At 74.1% G+C, this 24840-nt stretch carries 20 protein-coding genes and 1 tRNA gene; 12 read left to right on the top strand and 9 right to left on the bottom strand.

Annotated features, from left to right (window positions below):
• Positions 1-66: 66 nt before the first annotated feature.
• The 3 genes from ACFFHU_RS28910 to folP all read left to right on the top strand — a co-directional run bounded on the left by ACFFHU_RS28910 (position 67) and on the right by folP (position 2830).
• Positions 67-600: a hypothetical protein gene (locus ACFFHU_RS28910; protein WP_377343602.1), complete on the top strand. Its 534-nt coding sequence runs from the start codon at positions 67-69 to the stop codon at positions 598-600.
• A 95-nt stretch (positions 601-695) separates the two neighbouring features.
• Entirely contained in the window at positions 696-1898 is a 1203-nt protein-coding gene (locus ACFFHU_RS28905; protein WP_377343601.1) for a tetratricopeptide repeat protein, read from the top strand.
• A gap of 101 nt (positions 1899-1999) precedes the next feature.
• Positions 2000-2830 (top strand): dihydropteroate synthase, encoded by an 831-nt coding sequence (gene folP / locus ACFFHU_RS28900; RefSeq protein WP_377343657.1) that lies wholly within the window; start codon positions 2000-2002, stop codon positions 2828-2830.
• Between the two features lie 69 nt (positions 2831-2899).
• On the opposite strand, the gene ACFFHU_RS28895 is transcribed toward folP, so the two are convergent.
• Positions 2900-2973, bottom strand: a tRNA-Pro gene (locus ACFFHU_RS28895).
• A 176-nt stretch (positions 2974-3149) separates the two neighbouring features.
• Positions 3150-4052: a metallophosphoesterase gene (locus tag ACFFHU_RS28890; RefSeq protein ID WP_377343600.1), complete on the bottom strand. Its 903-nt coding sequence runs from the start codon at positions 4050-4052 to the stop codon at positions 3150-3152.
• Between the two features lie 25 nt (positions 4053-4077).
• Here ACFFHU_RS28890 and ACFFHU_RS28885 point away from each other — a divergent pair, with 25 nt between their 5' ends.
• Complete coding sequence (locus ACFFHU_RS28885; RefSeq protein ID WP_377343599.1) at positions 4078-4533, top strand: GatB/YqeY domain-containing protein; 456 nt, start codon at positions 4078-4080, stop codon at positions 4531-4533.
• A gap of 114 nt (positions 4534-4647) precedes the next feature.
• On the opposite strand, the gene ACFFHU_RS28880 is transcribed toward ACFFHU_RS28885, so the two are convergent.
• The gene (locus tag ACFFHU_RS28880; RefSeq protein WP_377343598.1) at positions 4648-7164 is read right to left on the bottom strand and encodes a penicillin-binding protein; all 2517 of its coding nucleotides are present in this window, start codon (positions 7162-7164) and stop codon (positions 4648-4650) included.
• A 401-nt stretch (positions 7165-7565) separates the two neighbouring features.
• Between ACFFHU_RS28880 and ACFFHU_RS28875 the strand changes: the two genes are divergently transcribed.
• Positions 7566-7862, top strand: a complete 297-nt coding sequence (locus tag ACFFHU_RS28875) for a WhiB family transcriptional regulator (protein ID WP_377343597.1) — start codon at positions 7566-7568, stop codon at positions 7860-7862.
• Here ACFFHU_RS28875 and bagB read toward each other — a convergent pair.
• The 3 genes from bagB to ACFFHU_RS28860 all read right to left on the bottom strand — a co-directional run bounded on the left by bagB (position 7849) and on the right by ACFFHU_RS28860 (position 11001).
• Positions 7849-8994, bottom strand: a complete 1146-nt coding sequence (gene bagB / locus ACFFHU_RS28870; RefSeq protein ID WP_377343596.1) for an ArsA family ATPase — start codon at positions 8992-8994, stop codon at positions 7849-7851. The two genes, ACFFHU_RS28875 and bagB, sit on opposite strands and share 14 nt — an antisense overlap.
• Positions 8995-9074: 80 nt before the next feature.
• Positions 9075-10058: an ATPase BagA gene (gene bagA, locus ACFFHU_RS28865; protein WP_377343595.1), complete on the bottom strand. Its 984-nt coding sequence runs from the start codon at positions 10056-10058 to the stop codon at positions 9075-9077.
• A gap of 46 nt (positions 10059-10104) precedes the next feature.
• On the bottom strand, positions 10105-11001 hold the full coding sequence (locus ACFFHU_RS28860; RefSeq protein WP_377343594.1) for an Rv0361 family membrane protein: 897 nt from the start codon (positions 10999-11001) through the stop codon (positions 10105-10107).
• A 201-nt stretch (positions 11002-11202) separates the two neighbouring features.
• Between ACFFHU_RS28860 and ACFFHU_RS28855 the strand changes: the two genes are divergently transcribed.
• The 7 genes from ACFFHU_RS28855 to ACFFHU_RS28825 all read left to right on the top strand — a co-directional run bounded on the left by ACFFHU_RS28855 (position 11203) and on the right by ACFFHU_RS28825 (position 21153).
• On the top strand, positions 11203-11778 hold the full coding sequence (locus ACFFHU_RS28855; RefSeq protein WP_377343593.1) for a hypothetical protein: 576 nt from the start codon (positions 11203-11205) through the stop codon (positions 11776-11778).
• A 47-nt stretch (positions 11779-11825) separates the two neighbouring features.
• The gene (sp36, locus tag ACFFHU_RS28850) at positions 11826-11981 is read left to right on the top strand and encodes a Sp36 family protein (protein WP_377343592.1); all 156 of its coding nucleotides are present in this window, start codon (positions 11826-11828) and stop codon (positions 11979-11981) included.
• The gene (locus ACFFHU_RS28845; protein WP_377343591.1) at positions 11978-12481 is read left to right on the top strand and encodes a RidA family protein; all 504 of its coding nucleotides are present in this window, start codon (positions 11978-11980) and stop codon (positions 12479-12481) included. The genes sp36 and ACFFHU_RS28845 overlap by 4 nt, the downstream gene beginning before the upstream one ends.
• Before the next feature lie 142 nt (positions 12482-12623).
• Positions 12624-13451: an MBL fold metallo-hydrolase gene (locus tag ACFFHU_RS28840; protein ID WP_377343589.1), complete on the top strand. Its 828-nt coding sequence runs from the start codon at positions 12624-12626 to the stop codon at positions 13449-13451.
• Positions 13448-17095, top strand: a complete 3648-nt coding sequence (locus ACFFHU_RS28835; RefSeq protein WP_377343588.1) for an adenylate/guanylate cyclase domain-containing protein — start codon at positions 13448-13450, stop codon at positions 17093-17095. Before ACFFHU_RS28840 ends, ACFFHU_RS28835 begins: the two co-directional genes overlap by 4 nt.
• A gap of 71 nt (positions 17096-17166) precedes the next feature.
• On the top strand, positions 17167-18951 hold the full coding sequence (locus tag ACFFHU_RS28830; protein ID WP_377343587.1) for a serine/threonine-protein kinase: 1785 nt from the start codon (positions 17167-17169) through the stop codon (positions 18949-18951).
• Between the two features lie 183 nt (positions 18952-19134).
• On the top strand, positions 19135-21153 hold the full coding sequence (locus ACFFHU_RS28825; RefSeq protein ID WP_377343586.1) for an alpha/beta fold hydrolase: 2019 nt from the start codon (positions 19135-19137) through the stop codon (positions 21151-21153).
• 236 nt (positions 21154-21389) lie between these two features.
• Here the strand turns inward: ACFFHU_RS28825 and ACFFHU_RS28820 are convergent, their stop codons facing one another.
• The 3 genes from ACFFHU_RS28820 to ACFFHU_RS28810 all read right to left on the bottom strand — a co-directional run.
• Positions 21390-21989 carry a hypothetical protein gene (locus ACFFHU_RS28820; RefSeq protein WP_377343585.1) on the bottom strand — a complete coding sequence of 200 codons (600 nt, stop codon included), beginning with the start codon at positions 21987-21989 and terminating at the stop codon, positions 21390-21392.
• A gap of 209 nt (positions 21990-22198) precedes the next feature.
• On the bottom strand, positions 22199-23377 hold the full coding sequence (locus ACFFHU_RS28815) for an acyl-CoA dehydrogenase family protein (protein ID WP_377343584.1): 1179 nt from the start codon (positions 23375-23377) through the stop codon (positions 22199-22201).
• Positions 23378-23388: 11 nt separating this feature from the next.
• Positions 23389-24840, bottom strand: a 1452-nt coding sequence (locus tag ACFFHU_RS28810; RefSeq protein ID WP_377343583.1) for a biotin/lipoyl-containing protein, incomplete at its 5' end; no start/stop codon positions are given.

The following is a 24840-nucleotide window of genomic DNA, read 5'->3' as shown; positions in this document are numbered from 1 at the left end:
GGCGGCCGTCGATGCGACTCGGTGCCCACCGCACGCCCGCCCAGCAGGGGATGTCATGATCCCGAGATGATCGAAACGCTGCCCCTGGCCCCGGTGGTCGTTCGGCCGCTGCGCTCGTTCGCCGACGGCGACTTCGAGCTGAAGACCATGTCCGAGGTGGCCGCGACGCTCGGCGCGCCCAGCGCCAACTCGGACGACCGGCTCGCCTGCTTCGACCTGCCGGGCGAGCTGGTCCTGCAGCTCGCGGCCGCCGACGGCGGGGCCGAGCGGGTGGGCGCCGCCGTGGTGCCGATCTGCGGCTGGGACCCGGGCGCCGGCGCGGAACTGGCCGGCCATCCCGAGCGCGGCGCGTACGACGGGCACTACGACCAGGCGCTGGAAACCATCAGCTCCACCGTGGGCCGGCCCGACCACGACGGGGTCGACGACGGGCCGTTCCCGTTCCGCTGGTCGGTGTGGCTGGGCCGGACCGGTCTCATGGCGCTGCAACAGAGCCACTACGACGACTGCCCGGACATCAACATCTGGGTACGCCCGAGCCCCGCCGGCGGTTTCGCGCCGACCAGGCCGTTCGCGGAGTGGCTGATCAGCGCGCCGTAGTCCCGGGAGACTGGCCGGTCCGTTCCATACTGGAGCCTTCGCTGCGGCGGACGAGCGGACGTGGTCGTCCGGTCGCCGTCCGACCAGGGAGGATCATGGATACCGGCGCAGTCCCCGACCAGATGGGCCGTTCTCGAAACACGGGCACGTCCCTGGACGAGTTGCTGGCCGCGGCACCGCAGGGCGACCGGCCCACCGTGCTGGTGGAGCACTTCACCGCCCGGGTCCTCAGCTCCTTGAGCTGGCTCGCGGAACTCGCGGAGGTCGTCGAGCGGCACTCCCTGCCGATCCCGGAGATCCGGCGGGTGGCGACCGACCTCGCCTGGAAGGCCAGAATGGCCGAACGGAGCTATCCGGGGCCCGCGGAGTGGGACCGAGCCCGCGCCCCCGGCGCGGCCCCGACGGCTCGGCTGATCGTGGCGTACGTGCACGGCCAGCGCCTCCGGTTCGACTACCGGTTCGAGCAGCTCCGGCAGGCGAGCAACGCCTGGTTGCGGGAGTTTCCCGACGACGCCCTGATCCTTGGCCTCGCGGCGTACGGCGCCATCGGATCCCGGGCGCCCAACGGGATGGACCTGTACCGCCGGGCGATCTTGTCGCCGGACGCCGACGACAAGAGCCGGCAGCTGTGCCTGGCCGGCATCTCCTTCGCCGACCACATCGAGGATGCCCCGGAGCTCCTGCTCAGATTGTCTGACGACATCATGGCCCGCGGCGAGGACAACGCGAACGTGCACTACCGGCGGGCAATGGCGCTGCGGATGCTGGGCCGGTACGACGAGGCGTTGACCGACATCGACCAGGCGATCGACATGTTCGGCGTGGGCGACCCGCTCGTACACGAGCAGTACTCGCAGGAGCGGCGGGCGATCGTCAACACCCGGGAGCTGCACCGGCAGGCGGAACGACTATCGCTCCAGCTGGCGGCGGAGATCTCCGGACGGGTGGAGGAGCGCATGTCCCAGGTGGCGGCAGACCTCGAAAACCGGGTCGCGGACGCTGCGGCGGAGATGACGACGCGGGTCAACGCGGCGCAGGACATGCTCTCCGGCGGCCTGCTCAAGATCGTGGAAATCCTGGGCCTGTTCGTGACGCTGATCGGATTCCTCGTGGGCTCCGGCGCGGTTGTCCTCAAGGCCCGCTCGGTCACCGAGAGAAGCATCTCGATGGCGCTGGTCGTCGTCGGCGCCCTGGTGTTCTTCGGCCTGCTGCGGCTCGTCACCGGATACCGCCGGCGCACGTCGGAACCGGCCCGTTGGCGGAGCGGATCAGGGCCGGGTCGTAACCTGGCGCCGTGAGTGAAGGTCGAAGCCGTTACCTCGTCGAGCCCGATTTCCTCGCCGGACCGCGGCGGACGCTGGGGCGCCGGACGTTCGACTTCTCCCAGCGGGTGGCCGTGATGGCCATCGTCAACCGGACCCCCGACTCGTTCCACGACCGGGGCCGGACCTTCGCCCTCGACGCCGCGGTCGAAGCGGCCCGTTCGGCCGTGGCCGCTGGCGCGGACTGGCTGGACTTCGGCGGGGTTCCGTTCGCGCCCGGCCCGGAGGTCACCGAGGCCGAGGAGCTGGATCGGGTGCTGCCGCTGATCGAGGCGGTCCGGTCCGGCACCGACGCGGTCATCTCGATCGAGACGTACCGGCCGGCCGTGGCCCGGGCCGCCCTCGCGGCCGGCGCCGACGTGCTGAACAACACGACCGGGCTGCACGACCTGGACCTCGCGGACGCGGTCGCGGAGGCCGGGGCCGCGCTGGTGATCACGCACAGCATCGCCGACCCCCGTACGCCATATCCTCGCCCGGCGTACGGCGACATCGCTGCCGAGGTCGGCGCGTTCCTGGTGGGACGGGCGGAGGCCGCGATGGGCCGCGGGGTGCCGGTCGAGCGCATCATCATCGACCCCGGCCACGACCTGAACAAGAACACCCGGCACTCGCTGGAGTTGACCCGTCGGTTGCACGAGATCACCACGCTGGGATTTCCGGTGCTGGCGGCCGTCTCGAACAAGGACTTCATCGGCGAGACCCTCGGCCGGCCGCAGCAGGAACGGCTGGCGGGGACGCTGGCCACGCTCGCCGTCTGCATCCTGCAGGGCGCCCGGATCGTCCGGGTGCACGACGTGGCCGACGCCGTGGCGGCCGTCCGGATGGTCGAGGGCATCCTCGGCTGGCGCGACCCGGTCTACGAGCGGCACAACACGGCCCGGCACGACGAGGCCGAGGGACGCTAGCCGGCGCGGCCCGGAAGTACCCGTAAACAGTTGAGCCACCCTTCCGGCTGGAAGGGTGGCTCAGATCTGTCGGGGTGGCGGGATTTGAACCCACGGCCTCTTCGTCCCGAACGAAGCGCGCTGCCAAGCTGCGCCACACCCCGTGGCGTGCCGAGCAATAGTAGCTCACGGCCTCCGGCGGTCAAACCGGGTACCCCCGGCGCGCCGGGGCACCCCGCGCGCACTGGCGGTACTACCGCGCCGCGCGGATGACTCCGGCCGCCAGCCGCCGCCGCGCAACGGCAGGCTGGCGACGGCGGGCCGGCGGGCGGGTGGGGGGTCAGCGGGGGATGAGGGTGAGCAGCGACGCCTCCGGCGGGCAGGCGAACCGGACCGGGGCCGTCGGGTGGGTGCCGAGGCCGGCGGTCACGTGCAGCCAGGCGTCCGAGCCGGGCCACCGGTGCAGCCCGCGGGCCATCGAGCGAGGAAGGTCACAGTTGGTGGTGAGCGCGCCGTAGAACGGCACGCAGACCTGGCCGCCGTGGGTGTGTCCGGCCAGCAGCAGGGCGAAACCGTCCGCCGCCATCGGGTCCAGCACCCGGGACTCGGGCGAGTGGGTTACCCCGATCGCCAGGTCGGCCCCGGTCGACGCGGGCCCGGCCACGGCCTCGTAGTCGTCCCGGTCGATGTGTGGGTCGTCCACCCCCACCAGCTCGATCAGCCGGCCGCCGGCCTTGATCGACGTACGGGCGTTGTTCAGGTCGGCCCAGCCGGCGCCGGTCAGCACGTCCCGCAGGTCCTCGTACGGCAGCTCGGCGCCGTGCACGTACCGTCGTTCGTGGCGGCCGGGCAGGACGTACCGCAACGGGTTCGCCCACACCGGCCCGGTGTAGTCGTTGGAGCCGAAGACGAACGCGCCCGGCACGTCCAACAGCGGTTGCAGCGCCCGCAGCACGCCCGGCACCGACCGGGGGTCGGCCATGTTGTCGCCGGTGACGACGACCAGATCGGGGTCGGTGGCCGCGAGCGAGGCCACCCAGGCCTGCTTGCGGCGCTGGTCGGGCATCATGTGCAGGTCCGACAGGTGCAGCACGCGCAGCGGCTCGGCGTCGGTGGCCAGCACCGGCACGTCGTACCGGCGCAGCGTGAACCTGTTCCGCTCGATCAGTGCGGCGTACCCGAGGGTGGCGGCGCCGGCCGCGGTGAGTCCGCCGGCCAGCCGCAATACCGTGCGCTTTCCCATGCGTCCCAGAGTAGTTTGGGCGTCCATGAGCGCGTTGAAGGACCGGCTGACCGCCGACATGCGTACCAGTCTCAAGGCCCGTGACGAGGTGACCACCTCGACCCTGCGGATGGCGCTGGCCGCCATCGGCACCGCCGAGGTGGCCGGCGCGCAGAAGCGTGACCTCAGCGACGAGGAGGTGCTCGCGGTGCTGACCAAGGAGGCCAAGAAGCGCCGGGAGGCGGCCACCGCGTTCGCCGACGCGGGTCGCTCCGAGCAGGCCGCGAAGGAGCGCGCCGAGGGCGAGGTGCTGGACCGCTACCTGCCCAGCCAGCTCTCCGACGCCGAGCTGGCGGACCTGGTCGCGGGGGCGCTCGCCGCGGGCGGGTTCAGCGGCCGGGGCCAGATGGGCCCGGCGATGAAGGCGGCCCAGGCCGCGGTGGCCGGCCGGGCCGAGGGCGGCCGGGTGGCGGCCGAGGTACGTCGTCAGCTCGGCGCCTGACCGACCCTGGAATGCAAGGAAGGGCCCCTTCTTATCGCTTTTTGGATAAGAAGGGGCCCTTCCTAACTCTTCCGGCGGCACCTGCGGTTCGGCGCGGCGGCGGGGGCCGGTGGATCAGTTGCGCGGCGGCGGGACGATCGGGCCGGGGCCCGGGCCGTTCCCGTTGCCATTCCCCCCGTTGCCGTTCCCGTTGCCGTTCCCGTTGCCGTTCCCGTCGCCATTGCCGTTGCCCGGCTGGCCACCGTCGCCGGCGCCCTTGCCGTTGCTGACCTGGATGATCACCTGGGTGCCCTCGGGGGCCTTCCCGTCCGGGAGGCTGCCGGCCGCGGTGCCGGCCGGGCAGCTCGAGTCGACCCGGCCGTCCCCGGTGCGGACGTCGAAGCCGGCGTCCTTGAGCTTGGCCCGGGCATCGTCCAGGGACAGGCAGCGCACCGACGGGATGGTCTTCTCGTCGCCCTGCACGGTCTTGCTGTCGCTGCCGGGGGTGGGGAACTCGATCCCCGGCTTGCCCTTCATGGCGTCCCGCAGGGCCTCCTGGACCGCCGGGTTCACCCCGCCCTTGCCCTCGTGCTTCATCTTTTCGGTGGTCTGTGGCCAGTCCGGGTCGGCGAGAATGCCGGCGAACGAGTACTGCTTGGTCATCGCCACCAGCACGGCCGTCTTGTCGTGGTCGGTGGTGCCGGTCTTGCCGGCCACCGGCTTGCCGACCACGCCCCGCGTCCGGGAGGCGGTGCCACCCACGCACTTGCTGGTGGCCGAGTGGTCACCCAGCGGGCAGCGCGCGGCGTCCAGGGCGGCCCGGGCCACCTCGGTCTTGAGCGCCTTGGTGCAGCGCGGGTTCGCCACGTCCAGCTTGTTGCCGTCCTGGTCGGTGATCTTCTCCACCGGGATCGGCTCGCAGTACGTGCCGTCGGCCGCCACCGTCGCGTACGCGTTGGCCAGGTCAAGCGGGGTGGTGGAGGAGACGCCGAGCGTGAACGCGCCCCAGGTGTGGGCGTTGGCCGCCAGGTAAGCGTCGGAGTTCGGGTCGCTGGGGCGCCCGGCGAACTTGATGCCGAGCCGCTTCGCCACCTCGACGCCCTTCTCCGCGCCCACCTGCTGCTCCAGCGGGACGAAGTAGGTGTTCACCGACTTGCCGAAGGCACCCCACATGTTGTAGCGGCCGGCCTCCTTCGGATCGGCGTTGATGGGGCAGTAGAAGTGCGTGCCCGGGCAGGCGGCCGGGCTGTTCTGCTCGACGATGTAGTTCGACTTGAAGGTGGCCGGCGCGTTGAACGAGTAGTTCAGCGAGTAGCCGTTCTCCAGCGCGGCGATCATGGTGAACATCTTGAACGACGAGCCACCCTGGTAGCCGTGGATGTCGCCGCCACCGGTGATCAGCGGGTTGGTGGTGTTCGGGTAGGTGCCGCGGATCCCGAACCGGCGCTTGACCGGATCGCTGTTGGCCTTGTTCTGCGGGTGGTCCGGGCTGTCGAGCTTGTAGTTCCGGTTGGTGGCCAGTGCCCGTACCCGGCCGGTGCCCGGCTCCACGGCGGCCACCATGAGGGCTTCCTTCTTGCCGGTCGGCACGGAGTGCTCCACACCGTCCTTGGCACCCTGCTGGGCCTGCACGTCCAGGCTGGTCACGATCCGGTAGCCGCCGGTCTTCAGCCGCCGCTCCCGGTCGTACGCGGTGGCCCCGAACGTCTCCTGGGACAGCCACCACCGGTAGAAGTAGTCGCAGAAGAAGCCCCACTGGTTCTTGTTGGCCGCCACGCAGCCGTTCGGGGTGGGCTTGCCCTTCACCACCAGCTTGGTGGCCTTGGCCTTGGCGGCCTGCTCGGGCGTGATCACGCCGATGTCCCGCATGTTGTCGATCACGTAGTTGCGCCGGTCGACGGCCTTGGGGTACTTGGCCGGGTCGGTCGGGTCGAAGCCGTCCGGGGCCTTCACCATGCCGGCGAGCATGGCGGCCTCCTCGACCTTCAGGTCCTTGGGCTGCTTGCCGAAATAGACCTGGCTGGCCGCGTAGACCCCGTACGCGCCGTTGCCGAAGGGCGCGATGTTCAGGTAGCGCTCCAGCACGCCGTCCTTGCCGATCTCCTTGTCGACCTGCATGGCGTAGCGCATTTCCTTGAGCTTGCGCGCCGTGGTGTCCTCGGTGGCCGCCAGCACCTCCTTGGGGCTGGTGGCCGAGTAGGAGATGGCCAGCCGGACGTACTGCATGGTGAGCGTGGAAGCGCCCTGCTGCTGGGCGCCCGCGTTGCTGTTGTTCACGAACGCCCGGACCACGCCCTTGGCGTCCACGCCGTTGTGCTTGTAGTAGTTGTGATCCTCGGCCGCGACGATCGCCTGGCGCATGACCAACGGGATGTCCTTGAGCGGGATGTCCCGGCGGTTCTCGTCGAACATCGTGGCAAGCACGGTCTTGGCGTCGGAGGCGTACAGGTAGCTGATCTGGGGCGCCCGCTTCACGGTCAGCTCCGTCGGCAGCTTGTCGAAGGTCTCCGCGCCGGCCTTGGCCGCCAGGCCCGACATCGCCACGGCTGGGAAGGCGGCCGCCGCCACGACCACACCGGCGAGCAGGCCACAGATCAGCAGCGAGGCGGTGTTGGTCAGCGGGTTGTGATCACGCTTGCGCAACCAAGTCACCCCGACAGGGTACGGGAAAGCACAACGAAGTCCCGCGCGCGGTACTTTCCCCATTTCCTGCCGGCGCTGGCTTCGTTGTGCTAGACGCACGGGCCCTGACGGGCGGCGCGGTGCTCCGCAGCCGAGTGTCCACCATGCCGGCGGCCTTTGCGGCGTTTTCCCGGATCCTCACCGGGTAGACGCCGGCCGACAGTCGGGACGGATGCCTGGAGTGTCCGTATTGATGGATTTGGCCGACAACGTTGCGTAATCATCCGACTACCGAGCATGATGGTGGCGAGCGAGGGGAATCGCATTCTGTGTGGCGTGTCCGGGGGGTCGGACCGCCATCGACCGGGGGGTTGGTTGCCGACTGGTTTCGGCACGAGTCGGTGACGACGATTTAGGGGGGACGTAGACAGATGGGCATGATGCCGGATTGGCCCACGATGGCGGCGTGTCAGAACGGTGATCCGGACGCGCTGTTCGTGCAGGGCGCCGAGCAGAACGTCGCGAAGCGGATCTGCCGGAGCTGCCCGGTGCGGTACGAGTGCCTCGCCGACGCGCTCGACAACCGCATCGAGTTCGGCGTGTGGGGCGGGATGACCGAGCGCGAACGCCGGGCCCTGCTCCGCCGGCACCCGCAGGTGGCGAGCTGGCGCAAGATGTTCGAGGCGGCCATGCGCGACCGGGAGAAGACCCTGGTCACGAGCGGCTGATCGCCGTACCGATCGCCCGCAGCCCGTCGACGTCGTGCACGTCGGCGGGCTGCGCCGTCACCGCCACCATGGGCACCGCCGGGAACTCGTCGGTGAACCGGGCCGCCACCCGGCCCTCCCGCTCGGCCTGCTGGAGCAGCGCCGCGTGCGTCCGGAGCGTCTCCACGGTCCCGTCGTGTCCGCCGAGCCGGGCCAACCGCTCGGCCGCGGCCAGGCTGTCGTCCGCGGTCGGGGCCGGCGTGGCCGGCCGGTGCACCCGGTTGAGGACCAGACCGGCCAGCGGCATCCGCTCCGCGCCCAGCCGGCCCGCGAAGTAGGCGGCCTCCCGGACCGCGTCCGGCTCCGGCGCCGCGACCAGCAGGAACGCCGTCTCCCGGTCCTGCAGGATCCGGTACGTCTGCTCGGCGCGCTGCCGGAAGCCGCCGAACATCGAGTCCAGCGCCGCCACGAAGCCGGACAGATCGGTGAGCAGCTGGGCGCCGAGCACCTTCTGCACCACCTTCGAGAACATCCCGAACGAGGCCGTGACCAGGTTGAACATGCTCCGGCCGCCGCTGCGGGCCGGCGCCATCAGCAGCCGTAGCATCCGGCCGTCGAGGAACCGGGAGAGCCGCGCCGGAGCGTCCAGGAAGTCGAGCGCCGACCGCGACGGCGGGGTGTCCACCACGATCAGGTCCCACTCGCCGCGGGCGTGCAGCTGGCCCAGCTTCTCCATGGCCATGTATTCCTGCGTCCCGGCGAAGGTGGAACTCATCGCCTGGTAGAAGGGGTTCGCGAAGATCTCCGCGGCCTTCGCCGGGTCGGTGTGCTGCGACACCACGTCGTCGAAGGTGCGCTTCATGTCGAGCATCATGGCGTGCAGCTCGCCGCCGGCCTCGGCCTCGATGCCCTTCACCTGGCGCGGGGTGTTGTCCAGCTCCGTCAGGCCGAGCGACTGGGCGAGCCGGCGGGCCGGGTCGATGGTGAGCACGACCGTACGCCGGCCGTGGTGCTCGGCGGCCCGCAGCGCCAGCGCGGCGGCCGTGGTCGTCTTGCCCACCCCACCCGACCCGCAGCACACCACGATCCGGATGCCGGGGTCGGCGAGGATCCCGTCGACATCCAGCGGCGGCGTGACTTCAGCGTCGGACACGATTCGAGCGTATCGGGAGCAGCGGCCGGTCCGCCCGGTGCGGGCCGCAGCTGTGGCCTTCTGGACAGCTGGTCCGCCGATCAGGCCGCCCCGGCCAGGGTCGCGGCCAGCACGTCCAGGCCGGCCCGGTCGATCCCGTCCGGCACCACCGGCAACTCCAGCAACGGCCGCCCCAGCTCGACCAGGTCGGCCCGCAGCGACGCCTCCAGGGATCGGCGGACGAGATGGTCCCGGGCCTCGGCGTACAGGCCGGCCACCACGGTCCGCTCGGCCGGCAGGCCCGCCGCCGCCAGGCCCCGGCGCAGCTCGGCCTGGCTCACCCGCCCGGCCGTGCCGGCTTCCAGCGGTGTCCGGGCCGCGTTCACGATCACCCGGCCGACCGGGATGCCCAACCCGTCCAGCTCACCGATGGCGTCGATCGTCTCCTGGACCGGCATCTCCTCGAGCAGCGTCACCACGTGCACGGCCGTGATGGGCGAGCGGAGCAGCGCGGCCACGCCCTCGCTCTGGGTCTTGATCGGCCCGACCTTCGCCAGCCGGGCGGCCTCGGCCGTCACGTTCAGGAACCGCCCGATGCGGCCGGTGGGCGGCGCGTCGAGCACCACGGCGTCGTACGCCCGGCGGTTGCCGGCCGTCCGGGTGGTGGCCTCCTTGACCTTGCCGGTGAGCAGGATGTCCCGCAGGCCCGGCGCGATGGTGGTGGCGAAGTCGATGGCGCCGAACTTGCGCAGCGCCTTGCCGGCCGCGCCCAGCCGGTAGAACATGTCGAGGTATTCGAGGAGGGCCTCCTCGGGGTCCACCGCCAGGGCCCGGACCTCGCCGCCGCCCGCCACCGAGGCGATCCGGCGTTCCTCGTACGGCAGCGGGCCCGTGCCGAACAGGCCGGCGATTCCCTGCCGGCCCTCCACCTCGACCAGCAGGGTCCGGCGGCCCCCGGCGGCGAGCGCGAGCGCCAGCGCGGCGGCGACGCTCGTCTTTCCCGTGCCGCCCTTTCCGGTCACCACGTGCAGCCGGGCCGGCCAGGACTCGGCGGCCGGCGCGGCCGGTTCGGTTCCAGCTCCCACGCCTGCGAGCGTAACCAGCGGAACCGGCTCCCGGCCCGGCGGCCGGTCAGCCCACCTCGCAGACCCACCAGCCGGTCTGGTCCACCACGGTGAGCGTGAGCTGCTCCTCAGCGAACCGCTCGTCCGCCGTGATCATGGTCAGCTTGGTGGTCACCACGGCCCGCTGGGGGTTCTGGTCGGTGACGGTCGGGGGCGTCCACCGGAACCGCGGGTTGGGGTACGTCTTGCCGTAGCCCTCGACCTCCTGCACCTTCTTGCTGATCTTGGCCTTGTCCCGGGCTGCCGGGCAGACCAGGGTGGCGGCCTCGTCCGCGTTCCGATCCAGGTAGACCGCCCGCAGGAAGCTGTCCGCCGCGGCCGCCGGATCCGGCGCGCCCTCGCCGCCGCCGCCCCGCAGCAGCAGGAACGCCGTCACCCCGCCACCGCCGCACAGCAGCAGGACGATGCCCAGGACGATCGAGGCGATGACCCAGGGCCGTCGCCGCCGCCGGCCCGGCTGGGTCGGCGGGGTGGCCGGGGCCGGCTCGGCCGGCGGGTAACCGGGCGGGTTCGGGAAGCCGGCCTGGCCGAACTCGACCGTGCCACCCTCGCCGGGCAGATCGGCGCCGCCCTCCCCGCCGGCCGCCCCGGGACCCGCCGGCGGCGACGTCGGCGGCCCGTTGCCGGTCGCGCCGGGGGGCGGGTCCGGGTACGGCTGCTCGCCGGGATGCGGCGGTGGCGCGTACGGCGGTGGAGCCCCGTACGGCGGATAGCCCGGCGGGGTGGGGAAGCCGCGCTCCCCGAACTCCACCGTGCCACGATCGTCCCGGTCGGGTGCGGTTGCCGGATCGGCCGGGGCGGCGCCCGTCGCCGGCGCCCCGCCGCCCCCCGCGGCCCGGTCGCCCGGGGTTGCCGGGCCGTGCTCGTCGGGGGCCGCTCCGCCCATGCCGCGCGGTTCAGTCATCGTTCTCCCCGTAGGGCCTTGCCCGGTCTCCGGATCCCCCGCCGGGGACCGCGCGTTGATCGAGAATCGCGAACGGTTATCCGCGTTCCGCTGAGCGTAGTCGCCCGCCCGGCCGCCGCCTCGGCGCGGCGCGGATGAAATGAGAATGGTCGTGACACGCAGTCATGGGTCGAGCGCGCCCTGTTGTCATCGATCGACCGGGTGCCTACAGTCGGCCTGTTCCACTCCGGGCGGGTCCGCGAGTCGTCCGGGGCGGAGGATCGACGGATCAGGACGCCGGAGGCGACCATGCGGGACGAGTTCGACAACTCCGGGCGGCCGCACTTCCCGGCTCGGGGACGGCGCTCGACGCACGGCGCCGCGAACGGAGCCGCGCACAAACCGGCCGAGACCGAGGGCGCCGGTCGGATCCCGAGCCGCAACGAGCGGCGATACCTGCGGGTGGGCGAGCCGATCACCGCGCCGCGCCGCGACGCCGGCCGGGCCGCCCGGCGGTCCGGCGCCACCGACGCCGAGGAGGAGCCCGGGTACGTGATCCACCTGGCCGTCCGGGTCGGCACGGTGGACTCGGCCGTGCACCTCGCGTACGCGGTCGCGGCCGTGCTGTCCGCGCTGCCGGAGGTGGACCCCGGGGAGACCACGGTCTCCGGCGTCGACGACCAGAACAACCGGCGGCGGGTCTTCTGCGACCTGCCGCTGCCGGACCGCTCCCGCTGCTCGCGACCGTTCGCCCACCCGGGCGAGTGCGGGCGGGCCGAGCCGGGCGTGCGGCGCTGACCACGGCCGCGCCGCCGGCACGCGCCCGGCTCCACTAGGGTGAGGCGATGCAGAAGTGGGAGTACTCCACCGTCCCGCTGCTGGTCCACGCGACCAAGCAGATCCTCGACAACTGGGGTGAGGACGGCTGGGAACTGGTTTCCGTGGTGCCCGGTCCGAACCCCGACCAGCTGGTGGCCTACCTGAAGCGACCCAAGGCATGAGCGAGCGCAGCGCGGGACCGGCCGGCGGCGAGCACAGCGAGCGGCCGGATCCGCGGGCCCGGCTGGCGGAGCTGGGCCTCGACCTTCCGCGGGTGGTCCCGCCGCTGGCCGCCTACGTGCCGGCCGTGCAGTCGGGCCGGCACGTGTACGTCTCCGGGCAGCTCCCGATGGTCGACGGGAAGCTGGCGGCGACCGGCAAGGTGGGCGCCGAGGTCGGCACCGAGCAGGCCAAGGAGCTGGCCCGGCGGTGCGCGCTGAACGGGCTGGCCGCGGTCGACGCCCTGGTGGGGCTCGATCGGGTGGTCAAGGTGGTCAAGGTGGTCGGCTTCGTGGCCTCCGCGCCCGGCTACACCGATCAGCCGGCCGTGATCAACGGCGCCTCGGAGCTGTTCGGCGAGGTGTTCGGCGAGGCCGGTCGGCACGCCCGGAGCGCCGTGGGCGTGTCCGAGCTGCCGCTCAACACGCCGGTCGAGGTCGAACTCATCGTGGAAGTCAACTGAGCGCGAGCACAGTCCGGATTGCGGTCTGAGCCTGCTGGTTCGCGTCTGAGCCTGCTGGTTGGCGGCTGAGTCGGGGTCCGGTGGCCGGGACGAGGCCCGGGCCCGCCCGGGCCCGTCAGCCGTGCGTCGTACCATCGCAGCCATGACCGGGCACGTGACCGCGCCGGCGGCGGCGCTGGCCGGCGAGCTGCCGAGCTGGGCGACGCTGCTGCGCGCGCCCAATCCCGGCCCGATGACGCTGGACGGCACCAACACCTGGGTGCTCCGGGCGGCGCCCGGGGAGCCGGCCGTGGTGGTGGATCCCGGCCCGCTCGACGACGGTCACCTCGCGGCCATCGCGGCGGCCGGTCCGGTCCGGCTCGTGCTGATCACCCATGGGCACCCGGATCACACCGAGGGCGCACCCCGGCTGCGGGAGCTGCTCGGGGGCGTCCCGGTGCTGGCCGGCGACCCCGCGCACACCGCCGGCGGGGCGCCGTTGAGCGCGCCCGGAGCGCGCGTCGACGTGCCGGGCCTAAAGATCGAGCTGCTGAGCACGCCGGGCCACACCGCCGACTCGGTCTGCTTCCTGGTGACCGGCGCCGGTCAGCGGGCGCTGCTGAGCGGGGACACGATCCTCGGCCGCGGCACCACCGTGGTGGCCCATCCGGACGGCGATCTCGGCGACTACCTGGGCAGCCTCGAGCTGCTCGCGGCGTACCCGGGGATTCCGGTGCTGCCGGGTCACGGCCCGGCGCTGGCCGACTGCGCCGCGGCGGCCCGGTTCTACCTGGCGCACCGGCGGGCCCGGCTCGACCAGGTCCGGCAGGCCGTGGCCGCCGGGGCCCGCACCCCCGACGAGGTAGTGGCCGCCGTCTACGCCGATGTCGACCGCTCGCTCTGGTGGGCGGCCGGCTGGTCCGTGCGGGCCCAACTCGACTACCTCGACCGGGAATCCGGACGCCCCTCCGGCGGGTTGGACTCAGCGTGACCTGCCCGGTGTGTGGAACCGTCGCCGTGCCCGGCGCGCGGTTCTGCCACAACTGCGGCGCGGCGCTACCGGCCGCGGCCACCCTGCCGGCGACCGAGCGGCGGGTGGTTACGGTCCTGTTCGGCGACCTGTCCGATTTCACCTCCTGGTCGGAGGACCTCGACCCGGAGCGGGTCGGCGCGGTCACCGACCGGGTGCTCGCGGCGCTCGCCGGCGCGGTCAAGACCTTCGGTGGCCACGTCGACAAGCTGACCGGCGACGGGATCATGGCGGTATTCGGCGCCCCGGTCGCGCACGAGGACGACGCGGAGCGCGCCATCCGGGCCGCGCTCTCGATGCAGCGTGCGGTCCGCCGGGTGCTGGACGACGAGCAGGGCGGCGGCGCGCCGCTCGGGCTCCGGGTCGGGTTGAACACCGGCCCGGTCGTCGCCGGGATGCAGGCCGCGCTGGAATACACCGTCATCGGCGACACCGTGAACACGGCCGCCCGGCTCGCCGACGCGGCGGCCATCGGGGCCGTGTACGCCGGCGCCACCACCTCGACGGCCACCCGGCACGTCGCCTCCTGGCGGAAGCTGCGCCCGCTGCGCCTGAAAGGCAAGCGCGCGCCGGTCGAGGCGTACGAGCTGCTGGGCCTGCTGGACGCGCCCGGCACCCGGTCCGGCCTCGGCGACGAGGCGCCGTTCGTGGGCCGGGAGACGGAGCTGGGCCGGATCGCCGGTCGGCTCGCCGAGGTGATCGATCGCGGCCAGCCCCGGGTGCTGCTCATGACGGCCGAGGCCGGCATCGGCAAGACGCGGTTCGCGGCCGAGGTGGAGCGGTTGGCCGCCGGGTACGACGTGGGCCCCGGCCGGTTCGCCGCGCACACCGGGGCCCGGGTGCTGTCGGTCCGCTGCGCCGCCTTCGGCGAGCGCCGCAAGCTGGCACCGCTGGCCGACCTCGTCCGGGCGGTCGTCGGCCTGCCGGGCGACCCGGCGAGCGCGGCCACCCGGCCGGTGGTCGAGGAGCGGCTGCGCCGGCTCGGCCAGCGGCTGGCCCGGTTCCGCCCGGACCCGCCGCCGGTCACCGTGGACCTGCTGCTCACACTGCTCGGCTACGCCGACCCGGCGCCCGCCCGGGCGGTCTCGGCCGAGGCCGGCGAGTGGTCGGCCCGCGGTCCGGCGCCGGACGCCGAGGCGATCCCGGGCGCGGTGGCCGAACTGCTCAACGCGATGGCCGCGGAGAGCCCGCTGGTGATCATCGTGGACGACCTGCACGACGCCACGCCGGAGACCCTGGACGCGCTCGGCGCGATGCTGTCCCGGCTCGCCGGTTCGGTGCTGGTGCTGCTGCTGGGCCGGCCCGAGCTGGTCCGCACGGCCGGCGCCTTCACCCGGGTGGCCGACGCCGAGGTCTACCCGTTGCCCCTGCTGCGCGGCGCCAACGCGGCCCGGCTGCTCACCAGCTACCTGGGCGGCGGGCGGCTGCCGCAGGCCGACGCGGACCGGCTGCTGGCCACGGCCCAGGGCAATCCCTACTACCTGGCCGAGCTCGTCACGCTGCTGATCGAGCGCGGGGCGCTCACCACCGTGCGCGGCCGGGACGCTGCCGCCGGGCCGGCGAACTGGCGGCTCGCGCCGGGCTCGCTGGGCAGCCGGCTGCTCTCCCGGGACCTGGCGGCCGTGCTGGCGGCCCGCATCGACGCGCTGCCGAACGAGGCCCGCGCCGTGCTCCGGGACGCGGCCGTGGTGGGTGACACCGTGCCGGCCGGCACCCTGGAGACGCTGCGGGAGCGCCGGACCGGCGCCAGCGGGCGGCCGGCCGCGGTGGCCGCGATCGAGTTCGAACGCGCGGTCGAGGAGCTGCTGCAACGCCGGATGCTGCACCGCAACCGGGACGGCTATCTCTTCGCCACCCCGCTGCTGCGCGAGGCCGTGTACGCGGGGATCGGCAAGGCCGACCTGGCCGAGCGGCACGCGACGCTGGCCCGGTGGGCCGCTTCGGCCGGGGCGGCCGGCCGGCCGGGCGGGATGACCGAGGCGGCCCGGGACGCCTTCGTGGCCGAACACGTGGAACGGGCGGCGGCGCTGGCCGACGCCGTGAGCCTGCGGTCCGACGCGCTGGCCCGGGACGTGCTCCCGCTCGGCGTGGCGGCACTGACCCGGGCCGCGCGCCGGGCGCTCGCCGCAGGGGAGCCGGCGTCGACCGTCGAGTACGCCGAACGCGCCTCGCGGTTGTCCGGCAGTGGCCTGCCGACCGGTGACCGGCTGGTGCACGCCCGAGCGCTGCTCCAGGTGGGCCGCGCGGCCGACGCGCTGGCCTTCGCCGAGAAGATCAGCGCCAACGCCGGCGACGACATCGCCAGCCGGGCGGGCGCCCTGCTGCTGGCCGGGCAGTGCCACCAGGTGCTCGGCGACCACGCCCGGGCCGTGGCCAACTGGCGGGAGGCGCTGGCCGTGGCCACCGACGCCGACCTGGCCCCGCAGCGTGCCTCGGCAATGCGCCGGCTCGGCATGGCCGACTTCGTCACCGGCCGGCTGAGCGAGGCCAGCAGCCGGTTCGCCGGGGCGTACCAGGTCAATCTCGCGGCCGGTGACCGGCGCGGGCAGGCCTGGTCGCTGCAGAACCTGGCCTGGGTGACCACGACCCGGGGCGACTTCGCGGGCACCGACGCGGTCCTCGGCCGAGCGGCGCGACTCTTCGCCGAGCTGGGCGACCCGGTGGGGCGGGCCTGGATGCGCGGCACCACGGCGTTCGCCCGGCTGCTCGCCGGCCGGCTCCGGGAGGCGCGCCGACTGGCCCGGGTGTTCCTGCCGTTCGGCGAGCGGGTGGGCGAGTCGTGGGCGGTCGGCACGCTGCGGGCGGTGGAGGCGTTCGCCGCGGCCGAGCTCGGCGAGCTGACCGAGGCGGACCGGGAGGCGCGCCGGGCGTACCGCGACTTCGCGGCCGCGAACGACGATTGGGGGCGCGGCTTCGCCCTGGTGGTCCGGGGCGTCGTGGCGCGCGGGCTGGGCGAGCCGGACCACGCGTACGACCTGCTCACCGACGCGCTGGAGTACGGCGACCGGACCAGCCATCCGCTGCTCACCGGGATGGCCGGCACGATGCGCGGCTTCGTGGCGCTGGACGCCGGCGACCCGGTGGCGGCCGAGCGGGACGCCCGCAGCGTGCTGGCCGCCGTCGAGCCGCACAACCCGCTGGCCCCGGCCCAGGTCGGCCCGCGGGTGCTGCTGGCGCTGGCCCGGCTCGCCGAGGGGGAGGCCGAGGTGGCGGTGCGGCTGCTCGAGCCGATCGCGGCCGCCACCGGGACCCCGTCGCTGCTCTTCTCCCGACGGCAGGTGCTGGCCCGCTACGCCGGCGCGCTGCGCGGGACGGGCCGGATCGACGAGGCCGTGGAGTGGGCCCGCCGCGCCGGCGAGGCGCCGGCCGAGGACGTGCGCAGTCACGTGATCGCGGCCGAGGCGCTGGCCGAGGCGCTCGCCGCGGCCGGCTGCCGGGACGAAGCCCTGGCGGCCGCGGACGAGGCGGTACGGCTGGCGTACGCGACGCAGCAGACGAGCGAGCGCGCGGGGGCGGACGCGCTGCGCGCCCAGCTCGGCTTCCCGCTGGATGACGCCGCAATGCTGAGCGCCGGCGACCCGCTGCCGTCCGCGTCGATCGACTGAGTTCGGATGCCGCCGCGGTCCCCGGCGACCGCAAGCGTTCCGCGGCACGGCCGCTTAGGTATTTTCGTTGCGTGACAGAGACCGCTCCCGGCCGGACACCGCTGCCGACCGTGCCGGGGTTGACCGATCTGTCGCTGTTTGCCCGCGGTGGTTACGCCACCGTATACCGGGCCACCCAGGTCTCCGTCGGCCGCGAGGTCGCGGTCAAGATGGAGAACCGGACGCTGGACAGCGAACGCGACCAGCAGCGGTTCCTCCGCGAGGCCCGGGCGGCCGGCCGGATGTCGTCCCACCCGCACGTGGTGGACCTGTTCGACGTGGGCGTCACCGAGGACCAGCACCCATATCTGATCATGGAGCTGTGCGACGGGTCGTACGCCGAGCGGATGCGGAACTCGCCGCTCGGCCCCGCGGAGGCCCGTGATCTCGGCGTCAAGATCGCGGACGCGCTCGCCCACTCGCACGCGAACGGCGTGCTGCACCGGGACGTCAAGCCGGCCAACATCCTCTATTCGCACTTCAACACGGCGGTGCTGGCCGACTTCGGCCTCGCCGTGCTGGCCGAGGTGCGGGATCCGACCGTCACCCTGGAGGTGCTCACCCCCGCGTACGCGCCGCCGGAGATGTTCCGGCAGGCCGAGCCCGCGCCGGCCGTCGACGTCTACGCGCTCTGCGCCACGCTCTACGCGGTGATGTCCGGCCGGCCGCCGCGCTGGCGCAACGAGCGGGATCCGAGCCTGGTCATGCTGATGGAGATGTTCCAGCAGCCGGTGCCGGACCTGCCCGGGGTGCCGGGCCCGCTGCTGGACGTGCTGCGCCGGGGCATGGCCAACGACCCGGCCGAGCGGCCGAGCGCCGAGCACCTGCGGGATCTGCTGGCGGACGTGCCGCTCGATTCCCGGCACGGGTCGCCGGCCGGTCCGGTGCCCCGGCAGGCGCGCGCCGGCAGTGGATCGGCGGCCGGCGGGTTCGCCGGCGCGGACGGCTCGACCGCCGGGCCGGGTGGCGTTTCCGGCGGCTCGGCTGGCGTTTCCGGCGCCTGGGCTGCCGGGCCGGGTGGGGGTTCCCACGATTCGGCCGCCGGGCCGTCCGGCGGTGGGGCGGGTGGCGGCGCCGCCGGGCCGGGTGGCGGCTCCGTCCGGGCGGGCGCCACGGCGGGTGGGGGCGACACGGTCGCGGCGGCCCCGGCGCGGCTGTTCCCGTGGCCGCGGTGGCGGGTGGCGCTCGGCATCGTGGCCGCGGTGGCGCTGCTGGTGCTGGTCGCCGCGTTGTCCTGGTATGTCGGCCGGCATCCGGGGGGTGCCGCCGCTCCCTCGGCCCCGGCGACCGGGAGCGCACCGGCCGGCCAGTACCCGCCGACCGCCGGCTCGTCCTCGTCGATCGCCGGCTCGTCCGCGTCGGCGGGCGGCCCGTCCTCGGCCGCGGGCCCGTCGCGACCGGCCGGCAGGCCATCGTCCGGCGCCGCGGCCGGCCTGCCGGGATGCCGGTCGGGGCTGCCCGCCGGGGCTCGCTGCCCGACCTCGACCGAGTGCTTCGGCCCGGTCCGGATCCGGGGTACGGCGGCCGAGGCCCAGCCGGTGGCCTGCGCCGGGCGGCACACCTGGGAGACGTACGCCCTCGGTGAGCTGCCGGCGGACGTCGACCCCCGGGACGAGGACGCGGTGCGGGCCGCGGCAGGTGGCCGGGTCTGCACCACCGCGACCTTCGCCCGGGTGACCGGGCTCGCCTCGGCCGGCGGTTGGCGGTTCGAAGTGCTGCCGCCCGACCGGACCGCCGCGGCGGCCGGCGACCGCAGCTACCGCTGCCTTGCCGGCAGGGGCGTCGACGGGCTGGTCGGGCCGAGCCTCGGCCGCTGATGGCTGATGGCTGATGGCTGATCGCGGGCCGCTGATCCTGGGCCGCTGATCGCGGGCGGCTGAATGCGGGCCCGCCGCCACGGGTCCTAACCGGCCCACCCTCGTTGTCCCCAGCAGGGGCCGATCATCGCCGGTCGGCCGACGATCTCATTTCGCCGTCTGGGTGCTGCCGGGGGTAATCGCATGCGTCTACCGCGCCGTTTCGTCGTCGCCGGGGTCGCCGGGACCGTACTGCTGGGCCTTTCCGGGGTCGCGCCGGTGGCCGCCGAGCCGCCCCGCAGCCAGCCCACCGCGCCATCGGCCGCGGCACGAGGCGCCGGACCGTCGACCGCGACGCCCGGCGACGCCGGACCGTCGACCGCGACGCTCGGCGACGCCGGACCGTCGACCGCGACGCCGCCGGCACCGCGCGGACCGGACCGGACGAGCGCCGTCGAGGCGCGCCGGGTCGATCGGGTGCCGGCGCCACGGATCGGCTGGTACGGCTGCTACGACGACGCGGAGTGCGCCACTGTGCGGCTGCCGCTGGACTACGACCGGCCGCGCGGCGCCACCACCGAGGTAGCGCTGCTGCGGGTGCGGGCCCGGGACCAGCGGCACCGGATCGGCACGCTCTTCGTCAATCCCGGTGGCCCGGGCATCTCGGCCACGGACTTCGCGCTCTACGCGCCGTCCCTGCTGAGCGCGTCGGTGCTGGACCGGTTCGACATCGTCGGCTTCGATCCGCGCGGGGTGGGGGCGAGCGAGCAGCTCAGATGCTTCCGCACGGTCCGCGAGCAGACCCGGGCGTACGCCGCGTTGACGGTGCCCTTCCCGGTCGGCGCCAAGGAGGAGCGGGCGTACATCGCGTCTGCCAAGGCGGTGGGTCGGGCCTGCTCGACGACCGGTCGGCGGCTGGCCGGGGCGATGTCGACCGCCGAGGTGGCGCGGGACATGGACGTGCTGCGGCGGGCCGTGGGGGACGCGAAGCTGAGCTACCTGGGGTTCAGCTACGGCAGCGTGCTCGGGCAGTACTACGCCAACATGTTCCCGGACCGGGTACGCGCGATCACCGTCGACGGGGTGCTGGATCCGCGTGCCTGGGTGGGTGACCGGAACACGCCCGACCTGCTGCACGACGACCGGTTGCGCAGCGCGGACGGGTCGTACCGGGCCCTGCACGAGATTCTCACCCGATGCGCGAAGGCCGGCGCCCGGCTGTGCCCGCTGGCCGGATCCGGGGACCCGGTGGCCTCGTTCGATCTGGTGGCGCGCCGGCTCCGGGCGCATCCGGTGGTGATCGACGACCCGGACGCCGGCCGGACCGTGGTGACCTACGCGATCTTCATCGCGGCCGTCCTCTACGACCTGTACACCCCGGACGGCTTCACCGACCTGGTCGAGGTGGTGCGCCAGCTGCTGGCGCTCACCGAGCCGGCGCGCGGGGCGGACGCGCGGTCGGTCGTACCGCGTGCCCGGCCGGCCGCCGACGGCGCCGCGCTGGTCCGGCTGCTCGACCCGGTGCTCACCCCCCGGCCCGGTGGACCGGCCCGGAGCCGGCCGGCCGGCGGGTCGGCGGGGCGCCCACGGGCCGGCGCGTCGGCGCGGAGCTGGCGGGCCGGCGGGCCGGCGGACCGGCGCGTGCGGGTCGGCGGGCCGGGGCGTAGCCCGCGGCCGGACGGGCCGGCGTGGACGCCGGGCTTCGACTTCCCGTACGACACGTCGCTCGAACCCGGGTCCGCCGTGACCTGCACCGACGCCGTACATCCGGCCCGGGCCGAGCAGTGGCCCGCGCTCACCGCCCGGGCCGACCGGCGGGCGCCCTACTTCGGGCGGATCTGGAGCTGGAGTACGGCGATCTGCGCCCGGGCCACCTGGACGGTTCGCGACGAGGATGCCTACACCGGGCCCTTCGACCGGTGGACCGCGGCACCGGTGCTGGTGGTCGGGGACTACTGGGACCCGGCCACCAACTACGCGGGCGCGGTGTCGGCGGCGGCGCTGCTCCCGAACAGCCGGCTGCTGTCCAGCGACAGTTGGGGCCACACCGCGTACGGCACCTCGGAGTGCGTGACCGGGGCGGTCGACGCGTACCTGCTGTCCGGGACGCTGCCCGAGACCCTGGCGGTGTGCGTCGGGGACATCCAGCCGTTCGCGACGCCGCGCGCCGATGCCCGGACCGGGCCGAACGCGGCGGCCCTGGCCCGGCGCGAACGTACCTGACCCGGCTCCGACCCGACCCGGCTCCGACCCGACCCGGCTTCGACCCGCCGGCGGCCGGCCGCCGGCTGCCGGGTGCCGGCTCGGCGGTGGCTGGGTGCCGGGTGCGGGCTCGGCGGCGGCTGGGTGCCGGGTGCGGGTGCCGGGTGCGGGCTCGGCGGTGGCTGGGTGCCGGGTGCGGGCTCGGCGGCGGCGCGGGGTCAACCGGGGCCCGGCTCGGGTCGCGCGGCCCGCGTGGGTCAGGCGGCCGGACGCCGGCGCAGCAGTTCCAGCACGGCCACCACCAGCAGCGCGAGGCCGGCACCGGGTCCGGTGACCGCGCTCGGCTGCACGCCGTTGGCGGCGTGCAGCGCCACCGCGGCCCCGGCCACCGCCACCACGACGGCGCCGAGCGGGATCAGCACCGCCCGGTCGCGCAGCACCGGGATCAGCGCCCAGAAGTGGGCGCCGATCACGAACGCCACCCATGGGGCGATGTACTCGGGCCGATCCGCGCGGCCCAGCGCGATCGCCCCGACAAAGAGCACCAGGTAGCTGAGGCCGACGATGATGCCGTAGCGGCGGGAGGCGGCGCGGTCCCGCGCGGTGGTCAACTCGCGCCGCCACCGCCAGGTGTTGACGCCGCCGAGCACCGCCACGGCGAAGCTCAGCAGGCTGGCCGCCAGCAGCGGGCCGGACCAGCCGGCCGGGGCGCCCTGCTGGCCCCAGTTGAACCACATGCCGCCGAAGAAGCCCAGGATCAGCGCGGTGAGCTGAGCGTCCGCCCGGCTGATCGGGCCGCGCGCCGCGCGCGCCGCGTCGCGCGCCGCCGGTCCGGTGCTGTCCGTGCTGATGGTCATGGCTGTCATCTCGCCCCGTCTGTCGGTCTGGCGCCAACTGGTCGGCCCGGTTGACTACTTTGCTTTGCAAACCCGAGGACAAGTTTGCGCCACAAACCAGGTGCGAGTCAACAGCACTCCGCCGGCTGCGCAGATCTTGGACCGAAACCGTTGGCGCGGAACGGTTTCGGTCCAAGATCTCTACGGTGGATGGCTCGGGGGGCTGCGGGTCAGTACGACTTGTCCTGGCCCAACACGTGCTGCGCGACGAAGTTGAGGATCATCTCCCGGCTGACCGGGGCGATCCGGCCGGCTCGTACGGCCCCGAGCAGGGTGGCCACGCCGTACTCGGTGGTCATGCCGTTCCCGCCGTGCGCCTGGACGGCCGTGTCCACGGCGAGCGCCGCGGCATCGGACGAGGCGTACTTGGCCATGTTGGCGGCCACCCCGGCCTCCAGGTCGCGGCCTGCGTCGTACAGGGTGGCCGCCTTGTAGATCATCAGCCGGGCCAGTTCGACCTGCACGGCCGCGTGCGCGAGCGGGTGCGCCACGCCCTGGTGCGAGCCGATGCTGCGGCCGCCCCACACCTTCCGGCTGGCCGCGTACGCGCTGGCCCGCTCCAGCGCGTACCGGCCGGTGCCCGCGCCCATGGCCGCCACCGTGATCCGCTCGGGGTTGAGACCGGCGAACAGGGCCGGCAGCCCGGAGTCGGGGCCGCCCACCAGGGCGTCGGCCGGCAGCCGCACGTCGTCGAGGTAGAGCAGGAACTGGTTCTCCGGCGACAGGATCTCCATGTCGAGCTTGGAACGCGTCAACCCGGGCGCGTCGGTAGGCACCACGAAAAGCGCCGGCTTGAGCCGCGGACGCCCGCCGTCGGCCGGCGCGCTCTCGTCGGCGATGCGCCCCACCACCAGGACGTACTGCGCCTCGTCCACCCCGGAGATATAGCACTTGCGGCCGGACAGCACCCATTCGTCGCCGTCCCGCCGGGCCACCGTGCCGAGCCGGTGGAAGTTGGAGCCGGCCTCCGGTTCGGTGATCGCGAAGACCACCCGGAGGGACCCGTCGGCGAAGCCGGGCAGGAACCGGACCCGTTGTTCCTCGGTGCCGTGCCGGGCGATGACCGTGGCCGCGATGGCCGGCGAGACGACCAGCAGCAGTAGCGGGCAGCCGGCCGCGGCCAGCTCCTCGCAGACGATCGCCAGCTCGGTGATGCCGCCGCCGCCCCCGCCGTACTCGGTGGGCACGCTGACGCCCAGGTAGCCGAGCTTGCCCGCCTCGTTCCACAGCTCGGTGGTGTGCTCGCCGGACTTGGCCTTGGCCACGAAGTACCCGTGCCCGTACCGCCGGCCCAAGGCCCGTACGGCGTCGCGGAGCTGGTCCTGTTCCGCGGTGAGATCGAAGTCCACGGCGCAACCTTTCAGTCGGATTCGGCGGCCGGTGCGACGCCCGCGGCCGGTGCGACGTCCGCGGCCGGTCCGGCGTCCACGGTCCCGTCGGGATCGGCGGGCCGGTCGGGGTCGACGACGGCCAGCACCGCGCCGGTGTCGACCTGGCCGCCGGCCGGCACCGGCAGCTCGACCACGGTGCCGGCCGTGGGAGCGAGCACCGGATGTTCCAGCTTCATCGCCTCGAGCGTGAGCAGCGGGTCGCCGGCGGCCACCCGTTGACCGACCGTGACGGCGAGCCGGGTCACCGTGCCGGGCAGCGGCGCCAGCAGCGATCCGGCGGCCAGCTCGGCCGCCGGCTTCGGGAAGCGGGGCAGCTCCGCCAGGCGGACCGAACCCTCCGGCCCGTCCACCTCAACCTCCGCACCCACCCGATGTACGGAGTACGCGAGCGTCACCCCGTCAACCTCGAGGACCACCCGACCCGGCCGCACCGCCAGGATCTCCACCACCGGCAGCCCGCTCGACCTGCGCTGATCAGGGTGTTTGCCACGGTTTTCGGCCGAGTCTGCGCAGCGGACCCCATGATCAGCGAGTGGTGCCGGTGGGCTCACCGACCAGGTGTCCAGGGCGCCGGTCCGGGTGAGCCGGTAGCGCACCTCGAGTTCGCCGTCCGGGCCGGCGTACCGGATCGACTGCGGCACGGCTGGGACGTTGCGCCAGCCGGACGGCAGCCCGGCCAGCACCCTGGCCGCGGCACGCCGGTCGGCGGCGTCGGCGAGCGCCGCGGCCAGCGCGGCCCGGCGTACCTCATCGGGCCCGGCGAGCGGCTCGAAGACCTCCGCATGGCGGTCGAGGAAGCCGGTGTCCAACTCGCCGGCCACCCCGTTGCGATCCTGGAATTCCGCTGCCCCTTCCGGCGCACCGGAATTCCAAGATCTTCCCGTGGGGGTGAAGGCCGGGCCGCGCAGCACGCGGACCAGCAGATCCCGGTTGGTGGTGACGCCGTGGATCTCGGCCCGGGCCAGCGCGCCGGCCAGCAGCCGGACCGCCTCGGCCCGGGTGGGCGCCCACGCCACCAGCTTGGCCAGCATCGAGTCGAAGTGCACGCCCACCGTCGAGCCGGACCGCACCCCGGAGTCCAGCCGCAGCCCGCCGCCCGCGCCGGCCGCGCCGCCCGCGCCGGCCGCGCCGCCAGAGCCGGCCGCGCCGCCCGCGCCGGCCAGGCCGAACTCGCCGGCCACGCCGGGTACGGCGAACCGGTGCAGGGTGCCCGTGGCGGGTCGCCAGTCCCGGCGCGGGTCCTCGGCGCAGAGCCGCACCTCGACTGCGTGCCCGCGTACCGCGGGGGTCGTCGAGATCGGCAGCGGCTCGCCCTCGGCCACCAGCAGTTGCAGGCGGACCAGGTCCAGCCCGGTGACGCACTCGGTGACCGGATGTTCCACCTGAAGCCGGGTGTTCATCTCCAGGAAGTAGAACTCTCC

The organism is Plantactinospora siamensis (assembly GCF_042434095.1).
GTDB lineage: Bacteria > Actinomycetota > Actinomycetes > Mycobacteriales > Micromonosporaceae > KBS50.
Note: the sequence above shows the minus strand (reverse complement) of the source record. Positions and strands in the feature narration are given on the sequence as shown.

Excerpts from the sequence above, each read along its gene's own strand:
- ACFFHU_RS28910 (WP_377343602.1), top strand. The coding sequence starts at position 67 with ATGATCGAAACGCTGCCCCTGGCCCCGGTGGTCGTTCGGCCGCTGCGC.
- ACFFHU_RS28905 (WP_377343601.1), top strand. The coding sequence starts at position 696 with ATGGATACCGGCGCAGTCCCCGACCAGATGGGCCGTTCTCGAAACACG.
- folP (WP_377343657.1), top strand. The coding sequence starts at position 2,000 with ATGGCCATCGTCAACCGGACCCCCGACTCGTTCCACGACCGGGGCCGG.
- ACFFHU_RS28890 (WP_377343600.1), bottom strand. The coding sequence starts at position 4,052 with ATGGGAAAGCGCACGGTATTGCGGCTGGCCGGCGGACTCACCGCGGCC.
- ACFFHU_RS28885 (WP_377343599.1), top strand. The coding sequence starts at position 4,078 with ATGAGCGCGTTGAAGGACCGGCTGACCGCCGACATGCGTACCAGTCTC.
- ACFFHU_RS28875 (WP_377343597.1), top strand. The coding sequence starts at position 7,566 with ATGGGCATGATGCCGGATTGGCCCACGATGGCGGCGTGTCAGAACGGT.
- ACFFHU_RS28860 (WP_377343594.1), bottom strand. The coding sequence starts at position 11,001 with ATGACTGAACCGCGCGGCATGGGCGGAGCGGCCCCCGACGAGCACGGC.
- sp36 (WP_377343592.1), top strand. The coding sequence starts at position 11,826 with ATGCAGAAGTGGGAGTACTCCACCGTCCCGCTGCTGGTCCACGCGACC.
- ACFFHU_RS28845 (WP_377343591.1), top strand. The coding sequence starts at position 11,978 with ATGAGCGAGCGCAGCGCGGGACCGGCCGGCGGCGAGCACAGCGAGCGG.
- ACFFHU_RS28840 (WP_377343589.1), top strand. The coding sequence starts at position 12,624 with ATGACCGGGCACGTGACCGCGCCGGCGGCGGCGCTGGCCGGCGAGCTG.
- ACFFHU_RS28825 (WP_377343586.1), top strand. The coding sequence starts at position 19,135 with ATGCGTCTACCGCGCCGTTTCGTCGTCGCCGGGGTCGCCGGGACCGTA.
- ACFFHU_RS28820 (WP_377343585.1), bottom strand. The coding sequence starts at position 21,989 with ATGACCATCAGCACGGACAGCACCGGACCGGCGGCGCGCGACGCGGCG.